Source organism: Nocardioides sp. WS12 (assembly GCF_014108865.1).
In the GTDB taxonomy this organism is placed as follows: domain Bacteria; phylum Actinomycetota; class Actinomycetes; order Propionibacteriales; family Nocardioidaceae; genus Nocardioides.
In genome coordinates, this window is the sequence record NZ_CP053928.1 from 3,517,619 (window position 1) to 3,539,353 (window position 21,735).

General features: G+C 66.6%; 18 protein-coding genes and 1 pseudogene. 10 read left to right on the forward strand and 9 right to left on the reverse strand.

The annotated features are described in order from the left end of the window. The first annotated feature begins 41 nt into the window (after positions 1–41). The 4 genes from lipA to HRC28_RS17160 all read left to right on the forward strand — a co-directional run bounded on the left by lipA (position 42) and on the right by HRC28_RS17160 (position 3,306). Positions 42–986 carry a lipoyl synthase gene (lipA, locus tag HRC28_RS17145; protein ID WP_182376661.1) on the forward strand — a complete coding sequence of 315 codons (945 nt, stop codon included), beginning with the start codon at positions 42–44 and terminating at the stop codon, positions 984–986. Between the two features lie 17 nt (positions 987–1,003). Continuing rightward, positions 1,004–1,720 carry a DUF4191 domain-containing protein gene (locus HRC28_RS17150; protein WP_182376662.1) on the forward strand — a complete coding sequence of 239 codons (717 nt, stop codon included), beginning with the start codon at positions 1,004–1,006 and terminating at the stop codon, positions 1,718–1,720. Positions 1,721–2,143: 423 nt separating this feature from the next. Further along, entirely contained in the window at positions 2,144–2,566 is a 423-nt protein-coding gene (locus HRC28_RS17155; RefSeq protein WP_237111866.1) for a DUF6318 family protein, read from the forward strand. After that, complete coding sequence (locus HRC28_RS17160; protein ID WP_182376664.1) at positions 2,563–3,306, forward strand: PKD domain-containing protein; 744 nt, start codon at positions 2,563–2,565, stop codon at positions 3,304–3,306. Before HRC28_RS17155 ends, HRC28_RS17160 begins: the two co-directional genes overlap by 4 nt. Positions 3,307–3,377: 71 nt before the next feature. On the opposite strand, the gene HRC28_RS17165 is transcribed toward HRC28_RS17160, so the two are convergent. After that, on the reverse strand, positions 3,378–3,773 hold the full coding sequence (locus HRC28_RS17165) for an RDD family protein (RefSeq protein ID WP_237111541.1): 396 nt from the start codon (positions 3,771–3,773) through the stop codon (positions 3,378–3,380). Between the two features lie 155 nt (positions 3,774–3,928). Here HRC28_RS17165 and HRC28_RS17170 point away from each other — a divergent pair, with 155 nt between their 5' ends. Next, positions 3,929–6,109 carry a glutamine synthetase III gene (locus HRC28_RS17170; RefSeq protein ID WP_182376665.1) on the forward strand — a complete coding sequence of 727 codons (2,181 nt, stop codon included), beginning with the start codon at positions 3,929–3,931 and terminating at the stop codon, positions 6,107–6,109. Positions 6,110–6,294: 185 nt separating this feature from the next. Then, a complete protein-coding gene (glnA, locus tag HRC28_RS17175) occupies positions 6,295–7,713 on the forward strand; it encodes a type I glutamate--ammonia ligase (RefSeq protein WP_182376666.1) in 1,419 nt (472 codons plus the stop codon). A 149-nt stretch (positions 7,714–7,862) separates the two neighbouring features. Here glnA and HRC28_RS17180 read toward each other — a convergent pair whose 3' ends face one another. Together HRC28_RS17180 and HRC28_RS17185 are read right to left on the reverse strand one after the other, a co-directional pair. Further along, positions 7,863–8,636 (reverse strand): hypothetical protein, encoded by a 774-nt coding sequence (locus HRC28_RS17180; RefSeq protein WP_182376667.1) that lies wholly within the window; start codon positions 8,634–8,636, stop codon positions 7,863–7,865. Next, complete coding sequence (locus HRC28_RS17185; RefSeq protein WP_182376668.1) at positions 8,629–9,291, reverse strand: hypothetical protein; 663 nt, start codon at positions 9,289–9,291, stop codon at positions 8,629–8,631. The genes HRC28_RS17180 and HRC28_RS17185 overlap by 8 nt, the downstream gene beginning before the upstream one ends. A gap of 272 nt (positions 9,292–9,563) precedes the next feature. Between HRC28_RS17185 and HRC28_RS17190 the strand changes: the two genes are divergently transcribed. Further along, positions 9,564–11,459 carry a PA domain-containing protein gene (locus tag HRC28_RS17190; RefSeq protein ID WP_182376669.1) on the forward strand — a complete coding sequence of 632 codons (1,896 nt, stop codon included), beginning with the start codon at positions 9,564–9,566 and terminating at the stop codon, positions 11,457–11,459. 75 nt (positions 11,460–11,534) lie between these two features. Here HRC28_RS17190 and HRC28_RS17195 read toward each other — a convergent pair whose 3' ends face one another. The 6 genes and pseudogenes from HRC28_RS17195 to HRC28_RS25425 form a co-directional block, all read right to left on the reverse strand. Next, positions 11,535–12,560 (reverse strand): aromatic ring-hydroxylating dioxygenase subunit alpha, encoded by a 1,026-nt coding sequence (locus HRC28_RS17195; protein ID WP_182376670.1) that lies wholly within the window; start codon positions 12,558–12,560, stop codon positions 11,535–11,537. Next, a complete protein-coding gene (locus HRC28_RS25415; protein ID WP_182376671.1) occupies positions 12,557–14,962 on the reverse strand; it encodes a cytochrome P450/oxidoreductase in 2,406 nt (801 codons plus the stop codon). The genes HRC28_RS17195 and HRC28_RS25415 overlap by 4 nt, the downstream gene beginning before the upstream one ends. 123 nt (positions 14,963–15,085) lie before the next feature. After that, positions 15,086–16,279: an acyl-CoA desaturase gene (locus HRC28_RS17205; protein ID WP_182376672.1), complete on the reverse strand. Its 1,194-nt coding sequence runs from the start codon at positions 16,277–16,279 to the stop codon at positions 15,086–15,088. Positions 16,280–16,307: 28 nt separating this feature from the next. After that, positions 16,308–17,423, reverse strand: a complete 1,116-nt coding sequence (locus HRC28_RS17210; RefSeq protein ID WP_182376673.1) for a ferredoxin reductase — start codon at positions 17,421–17,423, stop codon at positions 16,308–16,310. A 148-nt stretch (positions 17,424–17,571) separates the two neighbouring features. Further along, positions 17,572–18,036: an adenylate/guanylate cyclase domain-containing protein gene (locus tag HRC28_RS25420; protein WP_237111867.1), complete on the reverse strand. Its 465-nt coding sequence runs from the start codon at positions 18,034–18,036 to the stop codon at positions 17,572–17,574. A 90-nt stretch (positions 18,037–18,126) separates the two neighbouring features. After that, positions 18,127–18,771, reverse strand: a pseudogene (locus HRC28_RS25425) (response regulator transcription factor); the annotation flags it as partial. A gap of 118 nt (positions 18,772–18,889) precedes the next feature. Here HRC28_RS25425 and HRC28_RS17220 point away from each other — a divergent pair. The 3 genes from HRC28_RS17220 to HRC28_RS17230 are packed head-to-tail and all read left to right on the forward strand — an operon-like array spanning position 18,890 to position 21,732. Beyond that, the gene (locus tag HRC28_RS17220; protein ID WP_182376675.1) at positions 18,890–19,603 is read left to right on the forward strand and encodes a hypothetical protein; all 714 of its coding nucleotides are present in this window, start codon (positions 18,890–18,892) and stop codon (positions 19,601–19,603) included. A gap of 3 nt (positions 19,604–19,606) precedes the next feature. Then, positions 19,607–20,722 (forward strand): hypothetical protein, encoded by a 1,116-nt coding sequence (locus HRC28_RS17225; protein WP_182376676.1) that lies wholly within the window; start codon positions 19,607–19,609, stop codon positions 20,720–20,722. Positions 20,723–20,724: 2 nt separating this feature from the next. After that, on the forward strand, positions 20,725–21,732 hold the full coding sequence (locus HRC28_RS17230) for a histidine kinase (protein WP_182376677.1): 1,008 nt from the start codon (positions 20,725–20,727) through the stop codon (positions 21,730–21,732). Positions 21,733–21,735 lie beyond the last annotated feature (3 nt).

Sequence of the window (21,735 nt, forward strand, 5' to 3'; positions counted from 1 at the left end):
GCGATGCCTGCTCGCCACCCCCTGCGGAGTACCCTGACGAGGTGACTGCTGTTCCCGATGGCCGGAAGCTCCTGCGACTCGAAGTACGCAACGCGGAGACGCCGATCGAACGCAAACCGTCGTGGATCAAGACCACCGCCCGGATGGGTCCGGAGTACACCGCGCTGCAGAAGCTGGTGAAGTCCGAGGGCCTGCACACGGTCTGCCAGGAAGCCGCCTGTCCGAACATCTTCGAGTGCTGGGAAGACCGCGAGGCCACCTTCCTCATCGGCGGCGAGCAGTGCACCCGGCGCTGCGACTTCTGCCAGATCGACACCGGCAAGCCGTTGCCGCTGGACCGTGACGAACCGCGCCGGGTCGCCGAGTCGGTCCAGAAGATGCAGCTCAAGTACGCCACCATCACCGGTGTCGCGCGCGACGACCTGCCCGACGGCGGCGCCTGGTTGTACGCCGAGACCGTCCGGATGATCCACGAGCTCAACCCCGGCATCGGTGTGGAGAACCTGATCCCCGACTTCAACGGGATCCCGGAGCTCCTCACCGAGGTCTTCGAGTCCCGTCCCGAGGTGCTGGCCCACAACGTCGAGACGGTGCCGCGGATCTTCAAGCGGATCCGCCCGGCGTTCCGCTACGAGCGTTCGCTCGATGTGATCACCCAGGCCCGCACCTTCGGTCTGGTCACCAAGTCGAACCTGATCCTGGGCATGGGCGAGACCCGCGAGGAGGTTTCGCAGGCGCTGCGCGACCTGCACGAAGCCGGTTGCGAGCTCATCACGATCACCCAGTACCTCCGTCCTTCACCGCGTCACCACCCCGTCGAGCGGTGGGTCAAGCCCGAGGAGTTCGTCGAGCTCGCGGCCGAGGCCGAGGAGATCGGATTCGCCGGAGTCCTCTCGGGACCGCTGGTCCGTTCGTCGTACCGGGCCGGTCGGTTGTACGGTCAGGCGATGTCCGCGCGTAGCGCGACCGCAGAAGCCACTGCCTGAGGAGACAGCAGCACCCCATGTCGAACACCCCTCTCGACCCGTCAACGATGAGCCGCCGCAAGCAGATCGTCGAGACGTACAAGATGGCCCGCAAGGTCGACAAGCCCATCCTGTGGTGGATGATCGGCGCCTTCGTGGTTGCCGGCGGCCTCGCGATGGCGCTGTTCCGGTTCGTCCTGCCCCACAACGACTCGGTCTTCAGCTGGATCCTTGCCGGCCTCGCCACGTTCCTGGTCGGCCTGCTGGCCGTCACGATCGTCTTCGGCCGCCGCGCCCAGAAGGCCGCATTCACCCAGCTCGAGGGCCAGGTCGGCGCCGCCGCCCGTGCCCTGTCGATGCTGCGTCGCGGCTGGGTCCTCGAAGAGGTCGTCGGCTTCACCAAGCAGCAGGACATGGTCCACCGCGTGGTCGGCCCTCCGGGCATCGTCCTGGTCGGCGAGGGCAACCCCAGCCGGGTCAAGCCCCTGATGGTCAGCGAGCACAAGAAGCACCAGCGCGTCGTGGGTGAGTACCCCGTCCACGAGGTGATCGTCGGCAACGACGCCGGACAGATCCCGCTCAAGAAGCTGGTCAACCACGTCCGCAAGCTCGGTCGTCAGGTCAAGCCCGCCGAGATCACCGAGATCCGCCAGCGCCTGCGTGCCCTGGACGCCCAGCGCCCCAAGGTCCCGATCCCCCGCGGCCCGGTCCCGAACTCGATGAAGGGCCAGCGCGGCAACCTCCGCGGCCGCTGACCCTTCCTCGCTCGCTGCAACGTACTGTCCGATCCGAGTCACTGGGTGACTCGGATCGGACAGTTTGCGTTGAGCGCCGGCCCGGCCATGCTCGTCGAGTAGCCCGAGCCGCCAGGCGATCTGTCGTGAGGGACGAGCGAAGATGTATCGAGACGCCGCAGGTTCTCCACAGGCTCCACCTTCCGAGTAGCGACCCTCCCCCACGTCGGGATACCGTCGCTCCGCGCCCTGGTCCGGGCGCAGCACTCTCGGGAGGACCCCTTGCGCCCACTCCGCGCTGCTGCCACCGCACTCGTGGCCGTGCTTGCCCTGTCCAGTTGTGACGGCGGCAGCGACCCCACCGACCCCACGCCCACGGCTCAGCCGTCCGACTCCTCGTCAGCGCCGAGTACGGCGCCCCCGACCGAGAAGCCGACCGAGCCGGTGCTCCCCGAAGCGGCCACGAAGGCCACCGAGGCCGGGGCCAGGGCGTTCATCACGTACTACTGGGACTTGATCAACTACGCCCAGGTCACCGGCGACGTGAAGCCCCTCAAAGGCGTATCCGGGCCGAACTGCGCAGGCTGCAACGCGGGCATCACAGGTATCGGCCAGCACTACCGCGATGGTGGCCGCGTCGTCGGAGGCACGCATCAGGTTGAGGTTGAAAACGTCACCGAACTGACAACCAAGTCGCAGTCTGCATTCGGTTTCGAAGCAACGGTCTTCGCCAGCCACGATGCCCAGACCATCGTTGCCAGCGATGGAACTCAAGATCAGCGAGACCCTGGCACGGACGAGTTCACTGTCTACCTTCTGTGGGTCGATGCAGAGCGATGGCGCCTGGACGTCATGGAAATCCAATGAACCGCAGATCAGTCCCGGTACTGATCCTGGCGCTCGTCAGTTTCACTTCACCTGCCCACGCATTCGACGATGACAGCGGTACGACCGACGACTCAATTTGGGCCGAGCTTGTCCAGAAGGAAGCCGACGAGCGCGGCGGTGCCATCGACGACTCACCGGCGGCGCCCCTCAAGGAGCCCGAGACACCTCAGATCGTCCTCCAGCCACAGACCTGCGTCAGCACAGACCAGATTTCTGAAGAGATCCTCGGCTCGTCCAGTGCAACCTTCTGCTCCGAACCAGAGCCCAACGCGCCGGTCCTCACGGTGGGCATCGTCCGCACCGCGTTCGCGGAACTGAAGCTCCCGGCCGCGAAGCTCGTCATCCAGCCGCCGGACGGCTTGACCCTGGTCAACTTCGACACGAACTTCTACACGACCAGCACCCGGCCGATCAGCCGCACGGTCACGCTCCTGGGCCAGCAGGTCACGCTCGAGGCGACACCCGCCGAGTTCCACTGGACCTTCGGTGACGGCCAGGCGCTCGCCACCACGGAGCCCGGGGCGCCGTACCCGGACCTCACGGTCACCCACAACTACCTCCGCACGGGCACGTACCAACCCAGCCTGGCCACGGTCTTCACCGGCCGGTTCCGGGTGGGCGGCGGGCCGTGGCGTCAGATTCCGGGAACCGTCACGATCGAAGGCGCCGGTCAGGCGCTGCGGGCCATCGAGGCCCAACCCAAGCTCGTCGGTTACTGAGCGTCGTACCAACCAGAATTGGCGTTCATTGCACCCAACCGCAGCAAAATCGGTTGGTACGTCGACGGCGGCTACTTGGTCAGCGAGCGCAGTGTCGCGAAGGTGACCGTCGACGTACCCGCGAACAGGTCGTGCAGGCCGCGGCCGTCGGAGCGGAAGACCAGGGGCGGGATCACCAGGGCCACCAGGATCTGTCGCCCGAGGGCCTTCAGCGGGTTGAGCTTGCGCAGGTGACCGTCGGCGGGCACGACGCACAGGCCGGTCAGCAGTTTGCCGATGGAACCGCCGGCCAGCCACGTCAGTAGAGCGGTCTCGACGACGTACACGACGAGGACCAGCGCAGAGGCGATCGACCCCGGTTCGGTGTACTCGTCGAGGCCGAAGATCGCGATCACCACCAGCGTGCACAGCATCCAGTCAACGAGCAGGGCAAGGATGCGGCGGCCCCACGAAGCGGTCTCGATCACGCCTCAACGCTAGCCGCACCCCTCGTGCGACCTACGTCACACACCCTGTAACACGACGGAAACATAAGGGCGTCCGCACGTAACGAGAGGTCCGTAGTTTGAGGACTTCGATGATCGGGCGGCATTGCGCCGCCAATGCGAAGGGACTGTGTTTCATGACTGCGAACCCGACCCGCCTGGGTGCGATCCGCGAGATCGAGGCCAACGAGACGCCCACGGCGTTCTTCGACGTCGCCGAAGAGACCGGTGCGGTCTTCGGTGAGAACGTCTTCGGCCTCTCGGTGATGCAGAAGCGTCTCCCCAAGTCCGTCTACCGGGCGGTGTTCGCGACCATCCAGAACGGCGACCGCCTGGACCCCGCGCTGGCCGACATCATCGCGAAGGCGATGAAGGACTGGGCCATGGAGAAGGGCGTGACGCACTACGCGCACGTCTTCTACCCGCTGACCGGCCTGACCGCTGAGAAGCACGACTCGTTCATGGAGCCCGTCGGCGACGGCACCGCTGTGTGGGAGTTCTCCGGCAAGACCCTCGTCCAGGGCGAGCCCGACGCGTCGTCGTTCCCCAACGGTGGCATCCGCGCGACGTTCGAGGCCCGTGGCTACACCGGCTGGGACGTCCAGTCCCCCGCGTACATCCTCGAGAACCCGAACGGCAACACCCTGTGCATCCCGACGATCTTCGTCTCGATGACCGGTGAGGCCCTCGACCACAAGACCCCGCTGCTGCGTGCCGAGGCCGCCATGTCGGCCCAGGCCGAGCGCGTGCTGGGCCTGTTCGGCCACAAGGACATCGACAACGTCGTGTCCTTCTGCGGTCCGGAGCAGGAGTACTTCCTGGTCGACACGTCCTTCGTGAACTCGCGCCCCGACCTGCTCAACGCCGACCGCACCCTGTTCGGCGCGAAGCCGCCGAAGGGCCAGGAGTTCGACGACCACTACTTCGGTGCGATCCCGGAGCGCGTCCTCGGCTTCATGCACGACACCGAGCGCGCCCTGTTCAAGCTCGGCGTTCCGGCCAAGACCCGCCACAACGAGGTCGCCCCCGGCCAGTTCGAGATCGCTCCGGTCTTCGAGCGCGCCAACCTGGCCTCCGACCACCAGCAGCTGCTGATGTCGACGTTCCGCTCGATCGCCAAGCAGCACGGTTTCGAGTGCCTCTTCCACGAGAAGCCGTTCGCCGGCGTCAACGGCTCGGGCAAGCACGTCAACTTCTCCTTCGGCAACGGCAACCAGGGCAACTTCCTCAGCCCTGGCGACAACCCGCACGACAACGCCCAGTTCCTCGTGTTCTGCGCCGCGATCATCCGCGCCGTCCACCTGTACGGCGGCCTGCTGCGCCTGTCGATCGCCTCGGCCGGAAACGACCACCGCCTGGGCGCCAACGAGGCCCCGCCGGCGATCATCTCGATCTTCCTGGGTGACCAGCTGGCCGACGTGTTCGACCAGATCGCCAAGGGTGGCGGCGCCACGTCGTCGAAGCAGAAGGGCGTCCTGTCCGTGGGCGTCGACGCGCTGCCGGACCTGACCAAGGACCCGGGCGACCGCAACCGGACCTCGCCGTTCGCCTTCACCGGCAACCGGTTCGAGTTCCGCGCGGCCGGCTCCAACCAGACGGTGGCTGCCCCGATGACCGTGATCAACACGATCATGGCCGAGGCGCTCGACTTCTGCGCGACCGAGCTCGAGACCGCGGTTGCCGCCGGCACCGAGTTCAACGACGCCGTCCAGGCCCTGCTGAAGAAGATCATCGAGGACCACGGCGCGGTCGTGTTCAACGGCAACGGCTACTCCGAGGAGTGGCACGCCGAGGCCGAGCAGCGTGGCCTCAAGAACCTGCGTACGACGGTCGACTCGCTGCCGGAGTGGCTCACCGCCGAGACCCGCGCACTGTTCACGAAGTACTCGGTCCTCAACGAGGCCGAGCTCGAGTCGCGCTTCGAGGTGGGCGTCGAGCAGTACGTCATGGTCGTCAACGTCGAGGCCAACCTGACCGAGGAGATCGCGAAGACCACGATCCTCCCGGCCGCGGTTCGCTACCAGACCGAACTCGCGGGCAACGTTGCCGCGCTCAAGGCTGCCGGCGTCGACGCCGACACGACCGACCTGCTGGCTGTCTCCGAGCTGGTGTCCGCGCTGCGCGTCGGCCTCACCGAGCTCACGTCGGCCCAGGCCGGCGCACACGCCAGCGAGGGTCTCGAGGAGGCGACGTACCACCGCGACGTGATCCTCCCGGCCATGCTCAAGGTCCGCGAGGCGGCCGACGCGCTCGAGGCCGTCGTCGCCGACGACCTGTGGTCGCTGCCGACGTACCAGGAGATGCTCTTCATCCGCTGACACCTTGCGGTCTCCGAACTGCCCTCGTCTCCTTCGGGAGACGGGGGCAGTTCGCGTTCCCGGTTTTGTTTACATGGACGAAACGTTGGGGGTGATGCGTGCGCATGGAGCCATTCGGTAGGTTGCCGGAGAGATCGAACTGACTGACCGATGGCTGGGGCTCCGCCACAGCCGAGGAGGAACGAATGTTCAACAACAGCGAAGACCTGCTCAAGTTCATCAAGGATGAATCCGTCGAGCAGGTCGACGTCCGCTTCTGCGACTTGCCGGGCATCATGCAGCACTTCACCGTGCCGGTCTCGTCCTTTGACCAGTCGGTCTTCGACGATGGCCTTGGCTTCGACGGCTCCTCGATCCGTGGCTTCCAGGCCATCAACGAGTCCGACATGGCGCTGTTCCCGGACCCGACGACCGCCTACATCGACCCGTTCCGCAAGTCGAAGACGCTGGTCGTCAACTTCTTCATCCACGACCCGATCACGGGTGAGCCGTACTCCCGCGACCCACGCAACATCGCGAAGAAGGCGCTCGCCTACCTCGCGAGCACCGGCATCGCCGACACCGCGTTCTTCGCCCCCGAGGCCGAGTTCTACATCTTCGACAACGTCCGTTACTCGACCGGTGTGAACGAGAGCTACTACCACATCGACTCGGTCGAGGGCTGGTGGAACTCGGGCAAGGAAGGCGACAACCTCGGGTACAAGACCCGCCTCAAGGGCGGCTACTTCCCCGTGGCGCCGTACGACCACTACACCGACCTGCGCGACGAGATGGTCATCAACCTCGAGAACTCCGGTCTCCAGGTCGAGCGCGCCCACCACGAGGTCGGCACGGCCGGCCAGGCGGAGATCAACTACCGCTTCGACACGCTGCTCAAGGCCGCCGACGATGTCATGAAGTTCAAGTACATCATCAAGAACACCGCGTGGGAGAACAACAAGTCCGTCACGTTCATGCCGAAGCCGATCTTCGGTGACAACGGCTCGGGCATGCACGTTCACCAGTCGCTGTGGAAGGACGGCTCGCCGTTGTTCTACGACGAGACCGGGTACGGCGGCCTTTCCGACATGGCGCGCTGGTACATCGGCGGCATCCTCAAGCACGCTCCCTCGCTGCTGGCGTTCACCAACCCGACGGTGAACTCCTACCACCGCCTGGTGCCGGGCTACGAGGCCCCGATCTCGCTGGTCTACTCCTCGCGCAACCGTTCGGCGTCGGTCCGGATCCCGATCACGGGCACCAACCCGAAGGCCAAGCGCATCGAGACCCGGTTCCCCGACCCGTCGGCGAACCCGTACCTCGCGTTCTCGGCCCTGCTGCTCGCCGGCCTGGACGGCATCCAGAACAAGATCGAGCCCGCCGCCCCGATCGACAAGGACATCTACGAGCTCCCGCCGGACGAGATGGCCGAGATCGCCCAGGTGCCGACGTCGCTCGGCGCCGTGCTCGAAGAGCTCGAGGCCGACCACGACTACCTGACGGTGGGTGACGTGTTCACGCCCGACCTGATCGAGACGTGGATCGACTACAAGCGGGTCCACGAGATCGCGCCCGTGCAGCTGCGGCCGCACCCGCACGAGTTCGAGTTGTATTACGACATTTAGGTCGTGAATTGATCGAATTACTACGGTTTGATCCGATGGCCCCGGGAGTCTTCCGGGGCCATCGTCATTTCGAGGACAAGCTCAAGGGGCGGCGCGAGCCGGCGGTCACATGACCCGCGTCTTGCCGCGGGTGACGTGCCCGCCACTGCTCAGGCGTTGAGGATTCGCAGAGCGGTCTGACCGTCGGTACGAACGTCGGCGGGCAGCGTTCGCCATTGAGCGGCGGAGTCGGGGAGCACGCGAGCCAACGCCTTGAGTCGGGATCGATCCGAGCCAGCGAACTGCTCCCGCTCGGCGTAGGGATCCTCGATGACCGCCAGCAGGAGCGCGGCGTCTTGGAGATGTCGTTCGCGGTCACGGGAGTCGGTCTGATACGCAGCGGCCTTGAGGATCAGCCCACCGAAGGGCGATGGCACGCTCACCGTGGTGGTCAGTCCCGCGGCGATCTGGAGTCGCGCGTTGATCGTTCGGCGGAGAGCTTGGGTGCCGCCCTCGATGGCGACCATGGTGCGACCACGAAGCTTCTCGACCACCCGCGGCGCGGCGTGGTCAGCGACGAGGAGGTCGACCACGTCGAGACCGCTGGTCACTACGTCGACCGTCGACGCCCCTCGCTTGAACCGATGAGCAGTGTTGTTGCGCTCGTCGATCGACGGCGCCAGTGCATAGCCGAGCGACTCGAGAATGCGTGCCGTCTCCGACGCGATACCGCGGGTGGTTTCGACGTGGAGGACGATGTCGACGTCGTTCGTGGGACGCACGGCATCGATTCCGGCATGGATGCCGTGCAGTTGAGCCATCAGGCCGCCGACCAGCGTCCACTTGTCATGGGGCAGCGCTGCCTCGATCTCGGCGACGTTCGGCCATGGCGCACCCCAGCCACCGATAGGGGTGGCGACGTCGATGGTCCGACGGTCAGCCACGGAAGTGCCCCAGTGCTCGGTCTAGCGCATCGATTCCTGTCCGGCGCTCGCGGACATCAAGGGACTCGGCCAGGTCGAGCGCGGCCAGAACGTCGCCTGCGCCTACGAGGTCGCGAACCACATCGAGATCAACAGAAGTCGCGCGAAGGGTCACACTTCCGATGTCATCGCGAATCAGGCCATGACGAGACACAACCGCTTTCACGTCGGTCGTGGCCAGGTAGCCGTCTATCGCGTTCGTCGTCGCCAACCCCAATCGCTCGACCGTCGACGAGGTGTCAACCAACTCCGAACGCAGCCGCTCCCCTGCACTGCGATGCGCGACGTACCGACTCACGCTGGCACGCCCACGCGCGCGCTCGACCAGTTCCTCAGAGCCGAGGCCACGAAGTCGTCCCCTGAGCCGGGAACGTTGGCTCTCGCCCAGCCACCTCGCCTCACGTCCGGACAGCACGGCCACGGCGGCCCATGCCGTCGACTCAGCCCACGGCCGTGTATGTGATCCCCGCCTAACGGCCAGCAGCCGCTCGACTGAGGTCTCGTCGACCACTCCCCTGGCCAGTGAACGCAACTCACCCCGCGCGACCAGGTGCTGGATCTGCCGCGTCGAGACACCGAGTCGCTCAGCGGCCTCGGAGACGGCAAGCAACGACATGACATACATGTTCGCTTACACGAAGTTATCCGTCAAGTCGCCCGATCTTGAAGGCCGCCGAAAATCTGCTACCCATCCAGTACAGACGGCCGGCCATCCGGGATGTTTTGTACAGGTCAGCATGGGTCAGTCAGTTAGGACTTCGACTGACCCATGCCGGAGCGTCTAACACCCCGAGTGTTTTCGAAAGTCCAGTCCACCCACTTGCCGTCCGCTTCGACCAGGTTCACGATGCAGATATCCCCCCATTTCTTGCATCCCCTGGAGGAGCAATGAACATTGGATCGCGGGTGCGGATCCGCCGCGCAGGAGTTTTCGTGGTGGCGGCCAGCCTCTTGTGCTTCGGGCCGACGGCCATCGCTCACGACGACATCATCGTCGTTGACGACGGGGTCATCGACAATGCCGAGGCCACGCACCACCACCACAGCCACGAAGAGCAACACGAAGGGCCGGGCGGCCACCTGCCTGCCGGCAGCGAGAACGTCGAACTGGTCGGCAAGGGCACGGTCGGCAACCTCGGCACCGGCCGTATCGCCGACGTCGGCGTGCACAACGGCTACGCCTACCTGACCGCCTTCCGTGACCCGCGCTGCCAGCAGGGCGGCGTCTACATCATGGACATCCAGGACCCCACCAACCCGCACCAGGTCGGCTTCGTGCCCACGAGCAAGGACACCTACGCGGGCGAGGGCTCCCAGGTCATCAGCATCTCCACTCCGTACTTCAACGGTGACCTGCTGGCCTTCAACAACGAGATCTGCGAGGCCGTCGCTGGCGGCACGAGGCAGGCGAACGGCGGCATGACACTTGTCGACGTCACCAACCCGACCAACCCACAAAAACTGGTCAAGCACGCCGGCGACGTCGGCGCGGACGGCAGGTTCCACACGATCCACAGCGCCTTCATGTGGGACGCCGGTGACAAGGCCTACGCCGTGACCGTCGACAACCACGAGTTCGAGGACGTCGACATCTTCGACATCTCCAACCCGCGCAAACCAGTACTGATCGCCGAGTACGACCTGGCCGCGGACTTCCCGCAGATCCTGCAGTCCGGAGTCGGGCTCGACTCGGTCTTCCACCACGACATGATCGTGAAGGAGATCGACGGCCGCCAGATCATGCTCGTCTCGTACTGGGACGGTGGCTATGTCACCCTCGACGTGACCAACCCCTTGGCTGCGACGTACGTCGGCGACAGCGACTTCGCGTTCCCGGACTCCGGAGCCACCGAGTACGGCCTGGACGTGGACCCGGAGGGCAACGCCCACCAGGCGGAGTTCAGCCGCGACAACGAGTACATCATCGCCGCGGACGAGGATTTCAGCCCCTACAAGAACCGCTCCTCCAACGTCACGGACGGCACCCCGTTCGCAAACACGACCGGAGACGCGACCCCCGCCCTGCCCGCGGGCGAGGCGTTCGACTTCCAGACCGTATTCGTCGGGACTGCCTGTCCCGGTGGTCTCTCACCTGCGGTCCCGGCCGCGACCGGTGAGGGCCAGATCGCGGTGGTCGAGCGTGGCATCTGCACCTTCACCGAGAAGATCGCCAGTGTCGAGGCGGCCGGCGGTTACGAGGCGATGCTGGTGTTCAACCGCGAAGGCGCAGATGTGGGCGCCTGTGCCGATCTGCTCAACATGCAGGTCAGCGGCGAGATTCCAGCCATGTTCGTGGCCCGTGATGTCGGGTTCGACCTCTTCGACCTGAGCTACGACAACGCTGCGTGCCGCGACGCGACCGCGCAGGAGTCGGGCCTGGCGGTCGGGACCCTGGGCGACGTCGTCCGCTTCGAGTCCTACTTCGACGGCTGGGGATACGTCCATCTCTACAAGAACGAGCCGGGCAAGTTCACCGAGCTCGACACCTACGCCGTACCCGAGGCGTTCGACGAGGAGAACGCCGCCGAGCACGGCGACCTGTCGGTGCACGAGATCGCGGCGTCACACGAGCGGGACGACCTCGCCTACGTCTCGTACTACGCGGCGGGTCTGCGGATCATCAAGACCGTGGACGACCAGATCCAGGAGGTGGGTCACTTCATCGACGAGGGCGGCAACAACTTCTGGGGGGTCCAGGTCTTCGAGCACGAGGGTCAGGAGTACGTCGCAGCCAGCGACCGTGACTTCGGGATCTACATCTTCAAGTACACCGGCTCGGACTAGATCTACGACACCTGATCCGCACCTGTTGATCAACCTTCGTCGAGCCGGACCCCATCGGGTCCGGCTCGACGCAGTTCACGGCAAGAGCCCCCGCTCGTCCTCGACCATCGAGGTCAGGATTCGACGAGCGCGTACGGCGGCACGGTCGGCCTTGACGTTGACGTAGCGCCGCGGCGTCGTGTCCTCGTCGAGGCAGCGCTGCACGGTCTCGAGCACGGCGATGTCGCGGTTGGCCATCTCGTGGAAGACGGCGGCCAGCTGAGCGCCCGCGTCGGGCGAGACCGCGGAACCGCGCCACGAGATCTGCAGGAAGACGTGTGTCGCCCCCGACGATTCGGGCGTGAAGCCGTGGGTCCGCACGAGCTCCAACTCGGGACCACCAGAGCCGGTGATCGTGTAGGTCTGCTTGTGCAGCCCGGGGGTCACGAATGCGCCCGTCTCCTTGCGGCCGAACGACTCGGCGCTGTCCAGGCCCGACACAGCGGCTTCCCATGGGGCCAGCGGAGCCTTGGGCAACTCGCGGGTGTACGACACGGACACCTCGGAGACCTCCACCTCCTCCAGCGGGGGCAGCGCGTCGATGCCGGGCGGCACCATCTCCGCGTGCATCTCGAAGACGTTGGTCAGGTCGAGGTAGTGCTCGTGCAACAGCAACAAGTTGGCGGCCACGTCCCGCCGCTCCCCCACACTGCTCCAGCCATCACCCTGGAGCCAGGGCGTCGGCGGGGGCGGCCGCAGCCGTTCACCACCGGGCGTGCCGGTCCAGACCCAGACGAACGGTGCGCGCTCGACGACCGGGAAGGCGCGCACCTGCGCACCCGAAGGCGGGGTGTCCTGGGAAGGCACCCGTACGCAGCGACCGGTCGCGTCGTACGTACAGCCGTGGTAGCCACACACGACGAGGTCGCCCTCGCGGTGGCCAGCCGACAACGGGTAGGGCCGGTGCGCGCAGCGGTCCTCGAGCGCGGCGATCGATCCGTCCGTGAGCCGGAAGAGTACGACGGGCCTGTCGAGGATGCGGCGAGCGGTGAATCCGTCGCCGACCTCGTCCATCTCGTCACTGGTGGCGGCGACGTACCAGCAGTCCCTGGGGTAGTTCATACGTCCAGCACCAACTTCTTCGAGAGCGAGCGGGAGACGCAGAGCATGATCGTGTCGCCGCGCTCGCGTTCCGCCTTGGACAGGATCGAGTCACGGTGGTCGGGCGTGCCCTCGACCACGTCGGCCTCGCAGGTACCGCAGATGCCTTCCATGCAGGACCCGAGTACGTCGACACCGGCCTTCTCGACCGCGTCGAAGATCGACGTCCCCTCGGACACCGTCACGGTCACTCCCGAGCGCGAGCACTCCACGTCGAAGGAGTCGAGCGCGTCCTCCGACGCCACGATCTCCTTGGCCGCGAATCTCTCGAGGTGCACGCTGCCATCGGGCCAGCCGGCACACGCCTCCTCGACCGCATCGAGCAGGGCGCCCGGACCACAGGAGTAGACCAGGGTGCCTGCCTGCGGCGTGGCCAGGAGCGAGGTGAGGTCGAATCGGTCACCCTCGTCGCGCGGCGCGAGGGTCACCCGCTGGTCCCCCTCGAACCGGTCCAGGAAGGCCATCGACGCGCGTGTGCGGCCGGCGTACAACAGGCTCCACTCGGCGCCGCGCGCCTGGGCTGCCTCGATCATCGCGAGGATCGGGGTGATGCCGATGCCGCCGGCGATGAACAGGTAGCGCGGCGACGCGACGAGCGGGAAGTGGTTGCGCGGGCCGCGCACGCGGACGGTCGCGCCCTCCGCGAGCTTCCCGTGGACGTACGCAGATCCGCCCCTGCTGTTCGGGTCGAGGAGCACGCCGACCTTCAAGGTCGACTCGTCGGTCGCGCTGCCGCACAAGGAGTACTGCCGTGTCAGCGATGGGCCGAGGACGAGATCGATGTGGGCGCCGGCGGTCCACGGTGGAAGGGGTGCCCCCGTGGGGTCGGCGAGAGTGAGCTCGACGACCCCCTCGGCCACCTCGCGTCGCGCCTGGACCTGCAGGTCGACCTCGCTCTCCGAGGTGCCCGTGACCCAGCCCTGGCGGGAGGCGATCCGTGCGGGCTGGGGCGCCGCAGCCTTGCGGGTCCGGGGCCGCGGCTCCTGACCGACCGGCGTGAGGGTGACCATCATCTTCGTGTAGCCCCGGACGAAGTTCGACTGCAGGTACTCCGGTTCCTCGACGACCTCGATGTCCGCGAACCGCGCCAGCAGCTCCTCCCACAGGATCCGCAGCTGCATCTCCGCCACGCGACTCCCCATGCAGCGGTGGACACCGATGCCGAACGAGAGGTGGTGGCGTCCGTTGTGGCGGTCGATGACGAAGTCGTCGGGATTCTCGAAAGTTCGCTCGTCGCGGTTGCCCGAGGCGTACCACATGACGACCTTGTCGCCCTTGCGGATGAACTGGCCGCCCAGGACGGTGTCCTTCGTCGCGATCCGGCGCATGTAGGCCAGCGGCGTCTGCCACCGGATGATCTCCTGCACGAGCTTCGGGATGAGGTCGGGGTTCGCCTTGAGCCGCTCGAACTCGTCCGGGAATTGGTTGAGCGCGTACACGCCGCCGGACATCGAGTTGCGGGTGGTGTCGTTGCCGCCGACGACCAGCAGGATCAGGTTGCCGAGGAACTCCATGGGGCGGTTGATCAGGTCCTTGGTGTCCTCGGACATCTGCATGAGGGTGATCAGGTCGTAGCCCGGCTTCTCGCCGGCGGCGAGGCGAGCAGCCTTGTCGTGCCAGAGCGCACTGAAGCTCTTCGCCATGTCGGCGACGCCCGCGTACAGCTCGTCCATGTCGACCGCTCCGCCGGTGGCCCCGGCGCTGGAGCCGGCCAGCTCGGTCCAGTGCACGAGCTTGCGCCGCTCGTCGTACGGGAAGTCGAGCAAGGTGGCCAGCATCCGCGAGGTCAGCTCGATGCTGACCTTGTCCACCCAGTCGAAGGGCTCGTTGACCGGCAGGTCGTCGAGGACCTCCTGCACGCGGGAACGGATCAGCCCCTCCATCTCCTCGAGGTTCTGCGGGGCCACGACGCCCTGGACGGCGGCGCGCTGCTGGTCGTGGCGCGGCGGGTCCATGGCGATGAACATCTCGATGTCCAGGCCCTCCGGCGGCGTGCCGATGACGATCTGCGGCTCGGCGGAGAACCTCTCGAAGTCCTTGTCGACCGTGACGATGTCGTCGTACCGGGTCACCGACCAGTACGGCCCGAAGGCGCTGTTCGCCTGGTAGTGGACCGGTGCCTCATCCCGCAGCCGCTTGGCGTAGGGCAGCCACTGCCCCTGGCGGTAGAGGAACGGGTTGCTGAGGTCGATCTCGGTCAGTGCGAGCTCATCGACGTCGGGAATCTTCTCATCGACGAAAACCGGTTGCCTGTCACCGAGCACCAGCCGCTTGGCCTTCTGGAACAGATGCAGACCCTGGACCTGCCGCTGCATCGGGATGGTCGCCTGGGCCTTGTTGATGACCTGGTCGAGAACACTCATGACTGCAACAAACCAGACATCGGGGGTGATCCGCCAGTGCGTCCTGGACGGTCGGCGAAGGCTTGGCAGACGGCACAAGGCCCTGCCGCACTCTTGTGCAGCAGGGCCTTGTCAACGCGTCATTCAGGCGGCGGCGCGCTGCTTCTTGCTGCGCATCGGGAAGGTGACGATCTCGGCGATCCCGGCCTTCCTGGACTGCGTGTAGAAGCTGTCCGGCAGGGAGAGCTTGAAGACCTTCTTCCACACACTCAGGAGCTGGTTGGCCATCGAGTCCTCGTGGTAGGCGATGCCGTACTTCTCGCAGAGCGCCCGCACCTCGACCGAGATCTCCTTGTACCGGTACGCCGGGACGTCCGGGAACAGGTGGTGCTCGATCTGGAAGCTGAGGTTGCCCGAGAGCACGTCGATCCACTTCGCGCCGGTGAAGTTCGCCGAGCCGAGGATCTGGCGGTAGTACCACTCGGCGTGGCTCTCGTCCTCGGTCTCCTCGATCGAGAAGGTCTCGACGTCCTCCGGGAAATGACCACACCAGATGACCGACGAGGCCCACAGGTTGCGCACCAGGTTGGCGGCGGCGTTACCCGCGAAGGTGAACGGCGCACCGGGACCGGAGAGCAGCGGGAAGATGACGTAGTCCTTCAGCGCCTGCTTGCCAGCCTTGTCGCGGAAGCGACGCAGGCCGGGCTTCATCTCCGACCAGGTCTTCTCGCCCTTCATGAACTTCTCGGACTCGAGCTCCTGGATCGCGGTGCCCCACTGGAAGAACGTCTGCAGCAGGCCGCAGAAGACCGGGTTCAGCAGCCAGATCGGGTGCCACGGCTGCTCCTCGGTCAGGCGCATGACGCCGTAGCCGGTGGCGTCGTGGTCCTTGCCGATGATGTTGGTGAACGTGTGGTGCACGTAGTTGTGCGTGTACAGCCAGCTGTCGGCGTGGATCGTGTTGTCCCAGTCGAAGTTCTTCGAGGTGTACTGCGGGTCGTTCATGAAGTCGTACTGGCCGTGCATGATGTTGTGGCCGATCTCCATGTTGTCGATGATCTTCGACAGGGAGAGGGCGGTGACACCGGCGAGCCACGCCGGCGGGAACCAGCCGGCCCACAACAGGCCGCGGCCGGCGAGCTCGAGCTTCTTCTGCTTGGCGACGATGTCGCGGATGTACGCCGCGTCCTTCTCGCCCAGGTCGGCGACGATGCGCGCGCGCAACTCGTCCAGTTCCTTGCCGAAGGCCTCGATCTTGGCCGGGCTGAGCTTCTTGCCCGTCTTGGCGGGTGCGGTCTTGGCGGCCGTCTTGGCGGGGGTTTCCTGCGTGATGGTCATGAGATCTCCCGGAGGTCGGTGGGTCGGGTCAGAGGGCAATGGACACGTCGCCGCAGGGCGCCGAGATGCAGGTCTTGATGTTGACGTCTTCGTCGCTGTTGATCTCGCCGGTCAGGACATTGCGCGTCGTACCGGTGTCCTTCTTGAAGACGCAGGTGTTGCAGATGCCGATCCGGCAGCCGTAGTCCGGCGTCAGGCCGGCAGCTTCGGCCTGCTCGAGGATCGTCTGGCCGTTGTTCTCGACCTCGATCTCCGAGGCGCCGAACACCAGGGAGCCGGTCGCTTCGTCGGTGGGGACCGTGCGGGTCGGTGCTGCAAACTGCTCCAGGTGGAGCCGGTCGGAGATGCCCTCGGCCTCGAAGACGGCGCGGACGCCGTCCATGAGAGGCATCGGGCCACACAGGAAGGTCTCGGCCTCGGCGAAGTGCTTGTCGGCAGCGACCAGGTGCTCGCGGCTGAAGAAGCCCTGGAGGTCACCGTTGTCAGCGTTGGTGTACGCGCGGACGATGCGGACGCCCTCGTACTTCTCCTCGATCTCGGCGATCTCCTTGCGGTAGATCACGTCGTCCGAGGTGAAGGAGTAGTGCAGGAAGGTGACCTTGCCGATGTAGGCGCGCTCGGTGAGCGTGCGCAGCATGGACATGACCGGGGTGATGCCGGAGCCGCCGCTGATCAGCAGGATGCTGCGCGGGTGCGGCAGCGGGATGTGGAACTCGCCCTGTGCCTGGGAGATCTGCACGACCATGCCGGGCTGGGCGTTGGCCAGCAGCCACGGCGAGACGAGGCCGTTGGGGTCGACCTTGATGGTCAACTCGAGGTGGCCGTCGCGGCGGAACTGCGAGTTCGCCGGCGAGTAGCAGCGGGTACGACGGATGCCGTCGATCTCGACCGACAGCTTGACGAACTGGCCGGCCTTGAAGCCGGTCCACAGGTTGTTGGGCCGAATGGTCAGCGTGACGCTGTCAGCGGTCTTGCGCTCGACAGCGGTGACCTCGGCGCGGATCTCGTTGCTGGACCAGAGTGGATCGAACATCTCGACGTAGCGGTCGACGCCGTGGGGCGTCGTCATCGCGGCAGCGAAGGAGGAGTTCAGGACGCGACGAGCAACCGCTGACGACGTCAGCTTCTGAGCGATGAGCGACATGCCCGTTTCCTTTCAGTGAACATCTGTGCACTGAACACGCTAGGCCATTCCGGCAGTTGGCGCCACGCCGAGCAGGCGTGACGCTCACTACAGTGCACGTTCGTGCACCGAATGGCAGCCAGGCGTTGGAAGCGTCAGCGGTTCGGCGTCACGTTCTCACCGCGAAGAGTCTCCACGGGTCCGGGACGCCCTTGAGGTCGCGTGCGCCGCGGTCCTCGAAGTGGAGGCCCGAGCCGGTCACGAGGTCCTTGACGGTGCTCGACACCAGCACCTCGCCCGCGCCGGCCAGCGCAGAGAGACGGGCGCAGATGTGGACGGCGATACCGCCGACGTCGCCCCGCATCAGCTCGATCTCGCCGGTGTGCAGGCCGGCGCGGATCTCGATACCGAGCTCTCGGGTTCCCTCCACGATCGCGAGAGCGCAGCGCACCGCTCGCGCGGGTCCGTCGAACGTGGCCAGGAATCCGTCACCGGTGGTCACGATCTCTCGACCGCGATGCTGCTTCAGCTCACGCCGGACGACCTCGCGGTGGCGCTCGAGCAATTCGGTCCAGTCCCGGTCGCCACGCGTCACCGCATGGTTCGTCGAGTCGACCACGTCGGTGAACAGCATCGTGGCGAGGATCCGGTCGACGGGAGGTTGCGAAGGGCCGCCCACCGCGGGTTGCCGGTTGACGACACCCGGGGTCGTCGTACCTGTGGGCACGAAGCCACTGGCATACGCCCGCACCACCGCCTGAACCCGATCGCGCACACCCAGCTTCGCGAGGATGTGCGCGACGTGGGTCTTGACGGTCGTCTCCGCCACGACGAGCTCGTCAGCGATCTCGAGGTTCGACAACCCCCGCGCCATCTGCTGGAGCACGGCCGCTTCGCGTTCGGTCAGCTCCTCGAGCACAGGAGCCGGCACCGCCTCGACCCCGTCGGTCGCAGCGAAACGCTCCAGCAACCGCCGGGTGATGGACGGCTCGATCAGCGCGTCACCGTGTGCAGCCGCCCGGATCGCGTCCAGCAGTCGCGAGGGCGGTGCGTCCTTCAGCAGGAAACCGCTGGCTCCTGCCCGGAGCGCCCGGTAGACGTACTCGTTCGCGTCGAACGTCGTCAGGACGATGATCGACGGAGGGTCGGGCATCGACATGATCTGTTCGGTCGCAGCGAGTCCGTCGAGCTCCGGCATCCGGATGTCCATCAGTACGACGTCCGGGCGGAGCTCGCGCACCCGTCGTACCGCCTCACGCCCGTCGCAGGCCTCCCCCACGACCGTCATGTCCGCCTCCGAGCCCACGATCACTGCGAAGCCAGCGCGCAACAGCTGCTGGTCATCGGCGATCAGGACGCGAATGGTCATGCCCGCCAGTGTCCCGCCCCGCCCGGTCCTTGTCTCTCATCCTTGAGGACGACTCCGGGCGGGAAGTTCGCTCACACGGAGGACGCGCCGACCGTCCCGCGTCCCTAGCGTCGTCGCCATGAACACATCCATGAAGCAAACCGGACACGCATTCATCGCCATGGCCGCAGTGTGGTTCGCCTACCTCGTCATCGCCTTCACCCTCGCCGCCGACTACCAGGAGGCACTCGTCGAGGCTGCCGAGGACCTCGGAGTGTCGGACAACAAGTTGCCGGCTGAGGCCATCGCCCAGGTCTTCGAACAGCACACCGCCGGGAGCCTGGTCGGACTACCCATCCTGTTCGCGGCCCCGGCCATCATGCTGATGACCGCGTTCGCCGTACGCAAGCACTGGCCCTCCGCGTTCGCCACGTGGTCCGTGCGCACGGCCGTCGTCTCCGCGGCGATCTGGTGGGCCTACCTGCTGATCGACTCCGGCAGCTACCTCGGCCCCGACAACCTGCCTCCCCTGACCCGGGACATCGATGTACTGACCGTGCCCCTCGTGGCTGCGGCGTCCGCCTTCGCCCTCGTCTCCGTGATCGCTGCGGCCGAAGGGCTGAGGAAGGCCGGGGTGGTTCGCAGGGCCGCCAGGATCGCGTCCGCCCTTGCGGCCTTCCTGCTGGTGGCCGGGCTCGCCGGGACGTTCACCTCCGGCTTCGAGGACCCGCTGCCTCCGATTGCCTTGTTCCCGTCATCGCTGATCCTCGGAATCGCGCTGCTGCGCAGCGCTCGCAAGGAGCAGCCACCCGCCGCACGCCTGTTCATTCCGGTCGGGCAGCGGGAGGATTGAGTCATGGAGCGACAGGCGCGCATCCGGTGGGGTGAGGTCATCCTGGTGGTGCTGATGGTCGTGCTCGGCACCGCAGCGATGGTCGAGAACGTCAACGCGTCCAGCGCCCTGCTTCCTGACTACCGGCACACGATCGATGCACACTCCTGGCTGATGGTCCCTGTCTGGCTGGCAGCGTGTGCAGCGCCGCTGTGGTGGCGGCGCGGCGCCCTGTCCATGTGCCTGGCCGTCGCGGTGATCGTCGGGATCCACGTGCTGGCGTTCGGTTGGGTGGTGCGCTGCGGTTCCGGTCTCCCCCTCAGTTTCGCCCTCGCCTTCCTGGTTGGGTACGGCGAACCGCGCCGACGAGCCGCCTGGGGGCTGGTCACCGTGGTCGGGATGCAGACGCTGGTTCTGGTCAAGGATTCAGCGGCGCCGTTCGCGGTGCTGCCTGCGGCCGCTCTCATCGCGGCAGTGGTGTGGGGCACCGGGCTGCTGACCCGTGAACGGAGCCAGATCGCCACCCAGCTCCGCACCCGAACCCGGGAACTCCGCCACCTCCGCGACGAGCGGACCCGGCTTGCCGTCGGCGATGACCGCGCCCGTCTCTCTGCCGAGCTCGACAGCCTCCTCGACGCCCGTCTGGATCAGCTCGCCCGGGTGGCCGATCAGGGCGTCGCCTCTCCGACGAGGGATGTTCTCGCCCTCCTGGAGGAGGAGAGCAGGAGCACCCTCGACGAGATGCGGACCATCGTCGGGGAACTCCGCGGCACCGACATCGCCCTCAGCCCCGCGCCCACGGTGGCACACATCGACGGCCTGCTCGCCCGCCACTCGACGGCCCCGGTGACTGTTCAGGGCGACCCGCGGTCCCTGCCCGCAGGGGTCGAGCTCTCGGCCTACCGCATCGTCGAACACCTGCTGGAGGCACTCGAGTCCGACCCGGACCTGTCGGTCGTGTTGCGGTTCGACGACACCGCTCTTGAGGTCACGGTGTCGGGTCGGGCGGGACGCGCATCGGACGTCCGGGCTGCAGTCGCCCGCGCGCGGGAGCGCGCGCTGGTCCAGCAGGGGACCTTCGAGGCGAAACTCACCCGCGGGCGTGCGCACGTGGTCGCCCACCTGCCCGTCCGGGCGTGAGCATGCAGCGCGCACGAGAGCCGGTGGAGATCATCGGCTCCGTCGTGCTGCTGGCAGTCGCCTGCGCAGTCAGTACGACGTCGCTCTGGCCGATCGGCATGCCCGTCATGACCGCTGCGGGCGCCCTCCTGGGCTTCCTTCTCGGCCGCACCTGGCGACGCGTCGGCGTCGGGGCCGGCGTCGGTATCGGTTGCGAAGTGGCGTTGATGACCCTGGGTGGCGTCGACTCACCGGACTTCCTCTGGTGGTCACTTCCCGGTTTCATCGCCGGCGTCAGCCTGCGCCGACACCGGGAACTGGCCGATGAACTCGCCGCCCTCGCCCAGGAGGTCGAGACCGAGCAGGAACTGTTCACCCAGGTCTCGGTGCGCAACGAACGGGCCCGGATCTCCGCGGAACTGCATGACATCGTCGGCCACGCGATCAGCGTCATGGTGGTCCAGGCAGCGGCAGGTCAACGACTGGCCGACGCAAACCCCGAACTGGCCAGCCAAGCACTGCGCACGATCGCCGAGTCGGCGCGCCAGGGCCGCGACGACCTGCGACGCCTGGTCGACATGCTCGGCGGTGGCGAGGTCGCCACCCCTGACCTGTCGGTCGTCGAAGCCATCGCGGACCACGCGGCCCGGGCCGGACTGGACGTGTCGTGCCGCTTCGAGGGCCACCGCGAGAACGTTCCGGTCGACGTCGCGGAGGCCGCGATCCGGATCGTCCAGGAGGGAATCACCAATGCCCTGCGCCACGCTCCGGGCGCCCGGGTCGAAGTCCTCGTGCAGGGTGCCTCCCCTCCCCGCGAACTGATCCTGAAGGTCACCAACGGACCTCCGGCCCAACGACTCACCCGGCCGATTCAGGGCACCGGGAACGGGCTGCGCGGCGTCCGCGAGCGCATCGACGTGCTCGGCGGATCGATGACGTCAGGTCCGACCGCGGCCGGTGGCTGGGGACTGACGGCAGTCCTCCCTCTCGTCCGGGACGCCGTACCGAAGAACCGTGGTGTGCGGCCCTGACGT